Annotated in this window: 9 protein-coding genes; all 9 read right to left on the reverse strand. The window is 70.8% G+C overall.

The window, feature by feature from the left end; all coding sequences use genetic code 11:
* Entirely contained in the window at nt 1-822 is an 822-nt protein-coding gene (locus V1258_RS09765) for a carbohydrate ABC transporter permease (RefSeq protein ID WP_329749470.1), read from the reverse strand.
* Entirely contained in the window at nt 819-1,709 is an 891-nt protein-coding gene (locus tag V1258_RS09770) for a carbohydrate ABC transporter permease (RefSeq protein ID WP_329749471.1), read from the reverse strand. The genes V1258_RS09765 and V1258_RS09770 overlap by 4 nt, the downstream gene beginning before the upstream one ends.
* Before the next feature lie 2 nt (nt 1,710-1,711).
* The gene (locus V1258_RS09775) at nt 1,712-2,998 is read right to left on the reverse strand and encodes an extracellular solute-binding protein (RefSeq protein ID WP_329749472.1); all 1,287 of its coding nucleotides are present in this window, start codon (nt 2,996-2,998) and stop codon (nt 1,712-1,714) included.
* 167 nt (nt 2,999-3,165) lie between these two features.
* A complete protein-coding gene (locus V1258_RS09780; RefSeq protein WP_329749473.1) occupies nt 3,166-4,026 on the reverse strand; it encodes a LacI family DNA-binding transcriptional regulator in 861 nt (286 codons plus the stop codon).
* Between the two features lie 18 nt (nt 4,027-4,044).
* Nucleotides 4,045-6,633 carry a glycoside hydrolase family 2 protein gene (locus V1258_RS09785; RefSeq protein WP_329749474.1) on the reverse strand — a complete coding sequence of 863 codons (2,589 nt, stop codon included), beginning with the start codon at nt 6,631-6,633 and terminating at the stop codon, nt 4,045-4,047.
* Nucleotides 6,630-7,490 (reverse strand): ABC transporter ATP-binding protein, encoded by an 861-nt coding sequence (locus V1258_RS09790; protein ID WP_329749475.1) that lies wholly within the window; start codon nt 7,488-7,490, stop codon nt 6,630-6,632. Before V1258_RS09790 ends, V1258_RS09785 begins: the two co-directional genes overlap by 4 nt.
* On the reverse strand, nt 7,487-8,410 hold the full coding sequence (locus tag V1258_RS09795; protein WP_329749476.1) for an ABC transporter ATP-binding protein: 924 nt from the start codon (nt 8,408-8,410) through the stop codon (nt 7,487-7,489). Before V1258_RS09795 ends, V1258_RS09790 begins: the two co-directional genes overlap by 4 nt.
* Complete coding sequence (locus V1258_RS09800) at nt 8,407-9,345, reverse strand: ABC transporter permease (protein WP_329749477.1); 939 nt, start codon at nt 9,343-9,345, stop codon at nt 8,407-8,409. The genes V1258_RS09795 and V1258_RS09800 overlap by 4 nt, the downstream gene beginning before the upstream one ends.
* Before the next feature lie 9 nt (nt 9,346-9,354).
* A complete protein-coding gene (locus tag V1258_RS09805) occupies nt 9,355-10,341 on the reverse strand; it encodes an ABC transporter permease (RefSeq protein WP_329749478.1) in 987 nt (328 codons plus the stop codon).
* Nucleotides 10,342-10,426 lie beyond the last annotated feature (85 nt).

The raw sequence follows: 10,426 nt of genomic DNA on the forward strand, positions 1-10,426 counted from the left end.
TCAGTCCTTCAGGCCGGAGTTGATGTCCGAGTTCATGATCTGGCGGCGGAACACCAGGAACAGCAGCACCATCGGCAGCAGCGAGATCACCGAGGCCCCCAGCAGCACCGACCAGTCGATGTTCTCCGCGCCCACGATCGAGCGCAGCGCCAGCTGGAGCGTGTACTTGTCGGGATCGTTCAGCACGAGCAGCGGCCAGATGTAGTCGTTCCAGCGCCACTGGAAGGAGAAGATCGCGAGCACCGCGATGATCGGCCGCGCGATCGGCAGCATCAGCGTGAAGAAGATCCGGAACTCGCCGGCGCCGTCGATGCGGGCCGCCTCGAGCAGCTCGTCGGGCACCGTCGAGAAGAACTGCCGGAACATGAAGATGCCGGTCGCGGTGATGATCGACGGGATGATGATGCCCGCGAGCGAGTTGTACAGCCCAAGCCCCAGGATCACCGAGAAGGTGGAGGGCATGATGACCTCGGTGGGCAGCATCGTGGTCGCGAGGATGCACAGGAAGAACGCCTGCACCCAGCGGTTGCGGTACTTCGCGAGGGCGAAGCCGGTGCACGCGCTGACGAACACGGTGAACACCGTCGTCACCACCGCCACCAGGGCCGTGTTCAGGAAGTACTGCTGGAAGTCGTACCGTTCCCACGCCGTGCGATAGCCGGAGAGCGTCCAGTCCTCCGGGAACATCCGCAGCGGCCACGTGAACAGCTCGCTGCCCGGCTTGAAGGAGCTCAGCAGGAACCACAGCACCGGGAGCAGGAAGAGCGCCGCGAGGATCCAGGTCAGGGTGGTCGGTGCCACCCAGCGCAGGGACTTCGTCATGAGAGGTCGCTCCTGTCGAAACGGGTCTGGACCAGGGCGATGATCAGCAGGATCACCATCAGCACCATCGAGGCCGCGCTCGCGTAGCCGATCTTGGACTGCTCGAAGCCGGTCTTGTAGATGTACTGCACGATCAGCACGTTGGAGGTGCCGGGGCCGCCGCCGTTGAGCGCCTGGATCATCGCGAACTCCTTCATCGCGCCGATCGTGCCGAGCAGGATCACCAGGAACGAGGTGGGCCGCAGCAGCGGCCAGACGATCTTCACGAAGCGCGTGATCGACCCGGCGCCGTCGAGGCTCGCCGCCTCCAGGTACGAGGTGGGGATGTTCCGCATCGCCGCCATGAACAGCAGCATCGAGAACGCGGTCCCGCCCCACGACCCGGCGAGGATCACCACCACCATCGCGAGGTTCGGATCCGAGGCCCACTGCAGCGGGTCCAGGCCCACCGAGGAGATCAGGTAGTTCACCAGCCCGAAGTTCTCCCCGAACATCCACCGCCACACCACGCCCGTGACGATGGGCGAGATGAGCCAGGGGAAGAAGAAGATCACCTGGGCCAGCGAGGAACCCTTCGTCTCCCGGCTCACCAGCAGGGCGCTGATGATCAGGGTGACGAAGTAGCCGAAGGGGACCGACACCGCCGTGTACAGCACGGTCCGCCACAGGCTCCGGTAGAAGTCGGAGTCGGTGAACAGATCCGTGTAGTTGGCGGCGCCGACGAACTCCGGCGTCCCGTACCCGCGGTAGTCCGTGAAGGAGTACGCGAGGCCCAGCCCCGCCGGCGCGACGAAGAACAGCACGAACAGGACGAACGCGGGGAGGAGGAAGGCCGCCGCGATCAGGCTGCGGCGCCTCCTCTCCGACCGGGCGGTGGTGACGGCCATGCTCAGGCGAGGCTCTCGTTCAGCTGCTCGAGAGCGCTGCTCAGGGCCGCGTCCACGGTGGTCTCGCCGTTGATCACCTGGATGATGCCGTCGCGCAGCGGGTCGCCGTCGAGCGGGGCGGCGGTGCCGGCGGCCTGCACCTGCAGCGCGAGCGCCTTCTGGGTCTTCACGAAGGCCGGGGTGTTGGCGATCGCCTCGTTGTAGAGCGCGAAGTCCTCGGGACGGGACGCGTAGGTCACCTCGACGCCCTCGGTCGCCGGCAGGAACCCGGAGATCGTGGAGAGCTCGCCGTAGTTCTCCGGCTGGTAGAGCCAACGCACGAAGTCGAGCGCCTCCTGCTCCTGGCCGGTGCCCTCGAAGACCACGACCACGGCCGCGGTGCCGAAGTTGGTGGCCTTCTCCGGCTGGGCCGGCATCGGCACGCTGACCCACTCGAAGTCGGCGATGTTCGCGTCGAAGTCCGCGATCTGCCAGGAGCCCGAGTAGTAGGCGGCGACCTGACCGGTCTTGAACATGGCGTTGGGGTCGTCCTCGGACAGCCACACGCTGCGCGGCATGAAGGTGTCGTCGTTGAGGCCCACGAAGTACTCGAGCGCGGGAGCGGTCTGCTCGTTCGCGGAGTACGAGGTCATGTCCTCGGAGAGGGCCAGGCCCTCGGAGCCGAACTGGTAGAGGAAGGAGTTCAGGCGGTGCGAGGAGCGGTCCATCGCCATCGCGAACTTGATCCCGGTCGCCTCGCGGACCTGCCCCGCGGCGTCCACGAACTCGTCCCATGTCCAGACCTGATCCTCGAAGGAGGTGGGGTAGGCGACGCCCGCCTGATCCCACAGGTCCTTGTTGAGGAACATGCCGACGGCGGTGAGGTCGCTGGGCAGCGAGGGGATCTTGCCGTCGGCGTCCGCGGCGTACATGCCCTCGATGGGCTTCACCTCGCCGGCGATCTCGGCGAGGTCCGCGGTGCGGTCCAGCCATGCCGGGTCGAGTGCGGGCATGCGCGCGAGGGCGGGCAGGTCGTTCGCGCGGGCGGCGTTGGTGATCTTGGTACCGAGATCGTCGTAGGGGACGTCGACGATCTCGATCTCGATACCGGTCTCCTCCAGGTACTTCGCGGCCATCGCGGCGTAGCCGCCGCCCTGGTTGGCGTCACCGGAGAGGACGAACTGGAGGGGGCCGCTCGAGGAGCCGCCCGAGCCTCCGGAGGAGGACGAGCCGCACGAGGCGAGCGCGGGGGCGGCGGCCGCGGCGACGGCGCCGGCGGCGAGGAGGGAACGGCGATTCATGGAGGGCATGGCGTGAGCTCCTTCGGCGGCGACGCATCGTCGACGTGGCCTGGTCCGCCCGGGGCGGCATCGGCGCCGGACCCGGGGGCTCGGGGGAACCCGAGGTGCTCACATGATCCCGACATGGAAAGCGCTTTGTCAAGACCTAGGCCGGACAAGCGCCCTGACAGAAGCGCTTACCCGCGCGCGGCCCCCAGCGTCCCGCGCACGGCCCCCAGCGTCCCGCGCGGCAGGATCACGGGCACGGGGCGCAGGATCCGGGAGCGCCGCGGCGGCTCGTCGACCAGCGCCTGCAGGGCGCGGCCGACGAGCGATCCGGTCAGGCGCAGCGAGTGGCCGAGCACGGCCACCGGCGGCTCGTGCAGCTGACAAGACATGGAGTCCTCCCAGCCGATGATCGAGAGCTGCTCGGGCACGCGCACGCCCAGGGCGGGCGCCGCCTCGAGCGCGCCGATCGCCATCGCGTCGTTGTCGCACACCACCGCGGTGGGGCGCGGGTCGCGGGAGAGCAGCCGGGCGAGGGCCGCCGCGCCGGACTCCTCGGAGTAGTCGCCCTCCGCGGTCAGACCGGCCCCGGCCGCCGCCTCCTGCACGTCGGCGAGGAAGGCCGCGCGGCGCAGGCGGGAGTGGAGCAGGTCCGCCGGCCCGCCCAGGTGCGCGATCCGCTCGTGGCCGAGGGAGCGCAGCTCGGCGAGCACGGCGCGCATCGCGGCCGCATTGTCGACGAGCACCGCGGCCTCCTCGCCCCGCTGGGTGACGTCGCCCAGCAGCACGTAGCCGAGACCCAGCTCGTCCAGCAGGGCCGGCCGGGGGTCGCCCTCGCGCAGGTCCCGCAGGACCACGGCCCGCACCGCGCCGTCCTCCGCCCAGCGGCGGTAGATCGCCATCTCCTCGGCGGGGGACTGCGCGGCGAGGGTCACCACGGTGTGCCCGTGCGGGGCGACCTCGTCCTCCACCCCGGCCAGGACCTGGCTGAAGAACATCTCGGAACGGGCGTCCCAGAGGTCCTGGGGGGCGAGGAAGCCGAAGGTGCTCATGGGGACATGGTGCCCCGGTCAGCGGGCGGCGCGCGCCACCAGCTCGTTGACGCTGCGCACCACCCCGTCGGCCAGGAACGCCGCGGGATCCAGCGGCCCGTCGGCCCCCGCCGTGACGTGCACGATCGCCGTCTCCCCGGGGAGCAGGTCGAGCATCTGCCGATCCGCGACCGCACTCGGATGTGCCCTATCCGCGACCACCACCACGTCCCGCACGAGCGAGCGGGCGCGGAGGGTCAGCACCACCGCTCCCGGCGCGGCGGGGTTCGCGGCGGCGCTCACCTCGAGGGCGTCGGGGTCGAGGGCGAGGTCCTTGTCCTCCGCGTACCAGTGCACGGCGCGCACGGCGGGCCCGTCGTGCCCCTGCGTCTCGAGCAGCAGCGCCTCCCGGGACGGGTCCCCGGCGGCGGCGACCGCGGCCGGCAGCGGCAGCAGCACGCTCCCGCGCCCCGGCACCTGCACCGGCAGGGACCCGTCGGCGAGGACCGTGCCCTCGAGGTCGATCCGCCGCAGACGCAGCGTGCCCGTGAGCTCCTCGTCGGTGTCATTGCCGAGGGCGGCGACGGGGCCGTCCTCGCGCGGCTGCACGGTGAGCAGGCGCGGCGCGTACAGGTCCCGCATCGCGTACCAGAGCAGCTTGCGCCGCCCGTCGCCGTCCACCGCCGCCCACGACGTCACCGGCCAGCAGTCGTTGAGCTGCCAGATGATCGTGCCCGTGCAGTGCGGCCACAGCGCGCGGTAGTGCCCGATCCCCACCCGCAGCGCCCGCGCCTGGTTGAGCGAGGTGGTGAGGTGGAAGTCCGCGAAGCTGCCGGGATCCGGGTCCGGGAAGTGGGGGCGGTAGCCGGAGATCAGCTTCTCCTGGCCGCGCACCGCCTTCTGGTGGGAGAGCATCGCGGGGGAGTCCGCCGTGAGCGGCCGCTCGCTGATCGCCCGCTCGATCGTCGCCCAGGACGCCGGGCCCTGGAAGCCGAACTCGGCGGCGAAGCGCGGGTCGGTGTCGCGGTAGTGGACGTAGTCGTTGTCCTCCTCGCTCGCCCACACCACCCAGTTGTGGACCGTGCCGTGATCGGGGTTCCGCGGCTGGTCCAGGGCGCCGCGCGAGTACGGGCTCGACGGCGTGAAGGAGCGCGTGGGGTCCAGCTCCGCGAGGATCGCGGGCAGGATCTCCGTGTAGTAGGCGTTGCCCCAGCCCTTGCCCTCGGGCAGCACGTCCTTCCAGCCCCAGTGGTAGTAGCCCTCGACGTTCTCGTTCGAGCCGTTCCAGTGCACGAGCGCGGGGTGCCAGGCCAGGCGTACCGCGTGCTCGCGCAGCTCCGCCTCGATCTCGCCGCGCAGCGGCTGCTCCTCGCTGTAGGCGGCGCAGGCGAGGGCGACGTCCTGCCAGACCATAACGCCCAGCTCGTCGCACAGGTCGTAGAGCTCCTCGGACTCGTACAGGCCGCCGCCCCAGATCCGCAGCAGGTTCATGCCGGCGTCCACCGCATGGCCGACGCCGCGCGCGTAGTCCGCCGCGGTGAGCCGGGTGGGGAAGCAGTCGTCGGGGATCCAGTTCGCGCCCTTGACCAGGATCGGCCGGTCGTTCACGACGACGGTGAAGGAGGTGCCCACGGCGTCCGGCTCCTCCACCACGCGCGCGGTGCGGAACGCGATCCGGTGGGTCACCTGATCGAGCGGCTGCACGGCCGACGGGGTCCCGGCCGACGGGTCTGTCGCGCCCGCGCCGTCGGCCGACGGGTCCTCGAGCGCGACCCGCGCCGTGTACAGCGGCTGCTCGCCGTAGCCGCGCGGCCACCAGCGCTCCACCGCGTCCAGCGCCACGGTGAGCTCCACTGCGTCGCTCGCGTCGGCCCCGGCTGGGATCTCCGCGGTCGCCGTGCCGAGCACCGTGCCGTCCGTGTCCGCGACTTCGAGGCGGGCGCGCAGCGGGGCGTCCGTCCCCGGCTCCCGCTCGACGGGCACGTGCACGGTGACCGTGCCGCCGGGCCCGTCGGCCGCGGGGACGACCAGCGGCCGCACCCGGTCGAGCCGCGCCCCCGACCAGCTCTCCAACCCGATCGGCCCCGCGATCCCGCTGGTCACCAGCACCGGACCCCAGTCCCAACCGAGGTTGCAGGCCATCTTGCGGATCGCGTTGTAGGGCAGCGCATTGCCCACGAAGGGCAGGTTGCCCTGCGCCTGCGCGTTCTCCCGCGCGGTGCGCAGCGGGGAGGCGAAACGGATCTCGAGGGTGTTCTCCCCGGCGCGCAGCAGCTCCTCGACCGCCCAGCGCCAGGAGCGGTGCTGGTTCTGCACGGTCGCGACCTCGGTGCCGTTGAGCACCACGGTCGCCGCGGTGTCGAGGCTCGCCGCGACCAGGTCCGTGCGCCCCGCCGGCACCGCGTCGAGGGTGAAGCTCGTGCGGTACACGAGATCGCACTCGCCGCTCCACGCGAGATCGTGCTCGTTCCGGTCGAGGTACGGATCCTCGATCAGGGAAGCGTCCAGCAGGTCCGTGAGGAAGGTGCCCGGCACCGTCGCTGGCAGGTCCTCCACCGCGAACGGGATCGGCCCGTCGGTGACGGTGAGGGTCCACCCCTCGTGCAGGTCACGGCGGGAGACGGTCATGCGAGGTCCTCCTGATGGGCGAGGTGGTCGGGCATCGGCACGCCGCGGCGGCGGGCCTCGGCGAGGAAGCGCTGATTGGTGGCCGGCTCGGGGGCGGCCGCGAGCAGGCGGCGGGTGAACTCCTGCTGCGGCGAGAGGATGACGTCGTCGGCCGGACCACGCTCCACCACCCGCCCCTCGAACATCACCATGATCTCGTCGGAGAAGTGCCGTGCCGTGGCCAGGTCGTGGGTGATGTAGAGCATCGCCAGGTCCTCCTCCTGCTGCAGCCGGGCGAGCAGGTTCAGCACGCCCAGGCGCACGGACACGTCGAGCATCGACACCGGCTCGTCGGCCACCAGCACGCTCGGCCCCGGGGCGAGCGCGCGGGCGATCGCGACGCGCTGGCGCTGCCCGCCGGACAGCTCGTGCGGGCGTCGCTCGAGGAAGGCCTCGTCCGACGGCAGGTTCACCCGCTCGAGCAGCTCCTTCGCCGCCCCGCGGGCGGTCGCCGACGTGGCCCGCCCGTGCAGCAGCAGCGGACGCACCAGGTGGTGGGCGATCGAGTGGTAAGGGTTCAGCGACGCGAAGGGGTCCTGGAAGACCATCTGCACCTGGTGGCGGTAGTCGGCGAGGGCCCGGCCGCGGCGGCCGATCGGCGCCCCGTCCAGCAACAGGCTGCCGGAGGTGGGGGTCTCCAGCTGCATGAGCAGCTTCGCGATCGTGGACTTGCCCGAGCCGGACTGGCCCACGAGCGCGAGGGTGCGCCCCGGCGACAGCTCGAAGGACACTTCCTTCACGGCCTGCAGCCGCGAGAAGCGCAGGCCGTTGCGCAGCAGGTAGGTCTTGGAGATATCGGTGGCGGTCAGCGTGGTCATCGCGTCTCCTCCGGGGAGTAGCCGGCGCGGAGGAAGTCCCCCGTCGAGCCGGTGAGCGAGGGGAAGGAGCCCAGCAGCCGGCGGGTGTACGGGTGCTGCGGCGCGAAGTACAGGTTCTCGGCGGTGTCGAGCTCGACGATCTCCCCGCGGCGCATCACGGCGATGCGGTCGGAGATCTCCAGCAGCATCGGGAGGTCGTGGGTGATGAACACGACCGCGAAGCCGAGCTCCTGCCGCAGCCGCAGGATCTCCTGCAGGATCTCGCGCTGGACCACCACGTCGAGCGCCGTCGTCGGCTCGTCCATGATCATCAGCTCGGGGTCCAGGGCCAGCGCCATCGCGATCATGACGCGCTGGCGCATGCCGCCGGAGAGCTCGTGGGCGAAGGCCGTGATGCGGGAGGGGTCCACACCCACGAGCTCGAGCAGCTCCTCGCAGCGGCGGCGCCGCTCGGCCGCGCCCATCTGCGGGCGGTGCGTCGTGAACACGTCCTCCAGCTGGGCCTTCACCGAGATGACCGGGTTCAGGGAGTTCATCGCCCCCTGGAAGACCATCGCGATCTTCGACCAGCGGAAGGCGCGCAGCGCCTCGCCCTCGAGGGCGAGGACATCCACCTCGTCGCCGTCGCGGCCGTGGAAGGTGACGCTGCCGCCGGTGATCCGGGCCGGCGGCCGGTGCAGCTGGTTCAGGCCGTACGCGAGGGTGGTCTTTCCGCTGCCGGACTCGCCGGCGAGGCCGAGCACCTCGCCGCGGTGCAGGGTCAGGCTTGCGCCTTTGACCGCGTGCACCGGCTGGGCCACCTCGTAGACCACGTCGAGGTCCCGCACGGTCAGCACGGGCTCCGCGGTCGCGACCTCGTGGCCGTCGGTCGCCCGGACCTGCTCGAGGTCGGGGATGATCTCGTCGACGGGCTCGCTCATGCCGCCGCCTCCTTCTGGGCCTTCCGCACGCGGCGCGCGTTCGCGGGGGCGTTGCGCAGGCGGGGGTTGATGATCGCGTCGATCGAGAAGTTGATCAGCGACAGGCCGCAGCCGAGCGCCGCGATCATGAAGCCCGGCGGCACGAACCACCACCAGCCGCCGAGGGTCAGGGCCTGGCCGTTCTGGGCGTAGAACAGCATCGAGCCCCAGGTCTGGGTGCCCACCACGCCGAGGCCGATGAAGCTCAGCCCCGCCTCGCCGAGGATCGCGGTGATCAGCGCGAACACGAAGCCGCTGGACATCACCGGCAGCAGGTTCGGCAGGATCTCCACGGAGATGATCCGCCACGGCTTCTCACCGGCGATGCGGGCGGCGTGCACGTAGTCGCGGGTGCGGATCGAGAGGGTCTGCGAGCGCAGCACGCGGGCCGAGGCCGCCCAGGAGGTGATCGCCAGGACGAAGGCGATCAGCAGCAGGCCGCGCTGCTCCACATAGGAGCCGATCACGATCATCAGCGGCAGCCCCGGCAGGATCAGCACCACGTTGGTGAACAGGGAGAACACCTCGTCGAGCCAGCCGCCGAGGTAGCCGCCGAGGATGCCGAAGAAGGCGGAGAGGAACAGGGCGAGCACCGCGACCAGGATGCCCACCAGGAGCGAGCCGCGGGTCGCATGGGCGAGCTGGGCGAGGACGTCCTGGCCGGTCTGCGTGGTGCCCAGCAGGTGGGCGGCGCTCGGCGGCTGCATGCCGTCGTTGGAGACGGCCAGCGGGTTCTGCGTGACGAAGGGGGCGATGAGCCCGAACAGGACGATCAGGGCGACGATGCCGACGCCGATGACGAGGGTCGCGGCGGGCCGCTTCCGGCGGGCCGACGGGGCGGCCTGCTTCGGCTCGTCCGCCCCGATCTGGGCGGACTCTTCGGTGATGACGGACATGGCTCCTCCTCAGTCCCGCGCCCGGGTGCGCGGATCGATGACGCCGTAGAGCAGGTCCACGGCGAGGTTCGCCGCCAGCACCGAGACGGTGATGATGAGGAACAGGCCCTGCATGAGCGAGTAGTCGTTGTTCTGCACGGCCTGCAGCATGGTGAAGCCGATGCCGGGGTACGAGAACACCGACTCGACGACGATCGATCCCGAGACCACGAAGCCGAGCGAGATCGCGAAGCCGGAGACGCTCGGCAGCACCGCGTTGCGCGCGGCGTAGGTGAGCATGATCCGGCGCGGGTGCAGGCCCTTCGCCTCGGCGGTGAGGATGTAGTCCTCGCTGAGGGTCGAGACCATCATGTTGCGCATCCCCAGCAGCCAGCCGCCCAGCGAGCTCAGCACGATCGTGAGCGCGGGCAGGAAGGCGTAGTAGATCGCGTTGGAGATGAAGGGGTAGTCCAGCGCGGGCCGCACCAGGGTCACGTCGTAGCCGCCCGAGATCGGGAACAGGTGCAGGTTCACGCTCAGCGCGTAGACGAACAGCAGCGCGAGCCAGAAGTAGGGCACCGACTGCAGGATCGTGGTGGCGGGGATGAGGGAGTCCAGCCAGGTGCCGCGCTTCCAGCCGGCGATCGTGCCGAGCGTGATGCCGATCAGGAAGGTGATGATCGTGGAGACGCCCACGAGCACCAGGGTCCAGGGCAGGGACTGCCCCACGACCTGCGAGACCGGGGTCGGGAAGTAGGTCACCGACACCCCGAAGTCGCCGCGCAGCAGGTTCCCCAGGTACTGCACGTACTGCTGGATCAGGGGCCCCTGGTCGTCGGCGCCGAGCATGACCTCGATCGCCGAGCGGGTCTCGGGGGAGACGGGGCCGCGCAGCGCGAGCTTGGAGAGCACGGCGTCGACCGGGCTGCCGGGCAGCAGGCGGGGGATGAAGAAGTTGAGGGTCACGGCCGCCCAGAGGGCGACCAGGTAGAAGCCGAGCTTCCGCAGGATGTGCACCGCGGTCCTTTCGTCGACGGGTCGGGAGGGCGCGGGGGGGGGGGGAGGGGGGGGGGGGGGCCGGGGGGGGGAGAGGGGAGAAGAA

The organism is Brachybacterium sp. J153 (assembly GCF_036311905.1).
In the GTDB taxonomy this organism is placed as follows: Bacteria; Actinomycetota; Actinomycetes; order Actinomycetales; family Dermabacteraceae; genus Brachybacterium.

Coding starts and splice junctions, on each gene's coding strand:
- V1258_RS09790 (WP_329749475.1), bottom strand. CDS start 7,490: ATGACCACGCTGACCGCCACCGATATCTCCAAGACCTACCTGCTGCGC.
- V1258_RS09785 (WP_329749474.1), bottom strand. CDS start 6,633: ATGACCGTCTCCCGCCGTGACCTGCACGAGGGGTGGACCCTCACCGTC.
- V1258_RS09780 (WP_329749473.1), bottom strand. CDS start 4,026: ATGAGCACCTTCGGCTTCCTCGCCCCCCAGGACCTCTGGGACGCCCGT.
- V1258_RS09795 (WP_329749476.1), bottom strand. CDS start 8,410: ATGAGCGAGCCCGTCGACGAGATCATCCCCGACCTCGAGCAGGTCCGG.
- V1258_RS09770 (WP_329749471.1), bottom strand. CDS start 1,709: ATGGCCGTCACCACCGCCCGGTCGGAGAGGAGGCGCCGCAGCCTGATC.
- V1258_RS09775 (WP_329749472.1), bottom strand. CDS start 2,998: ATGCCCTCCATGAATCGCCGTTCCCTCCTCGCCGCCGGCGCCGTCGCC.
- V1258_RS09800 (WP_329749477.1), bottom strand. CDS start 9,345: ATGTCCGTCATCACCGAAGAGTCCGCCCAGATCGGGGCGGACGAGCCG.
- V1258_RS09765 (WP_329749470.1), bottom strand. CDS start 822: ATGACGAAGTCCCTGCGCTGGGTGGCACCGACCACCCTGACCTGGATC.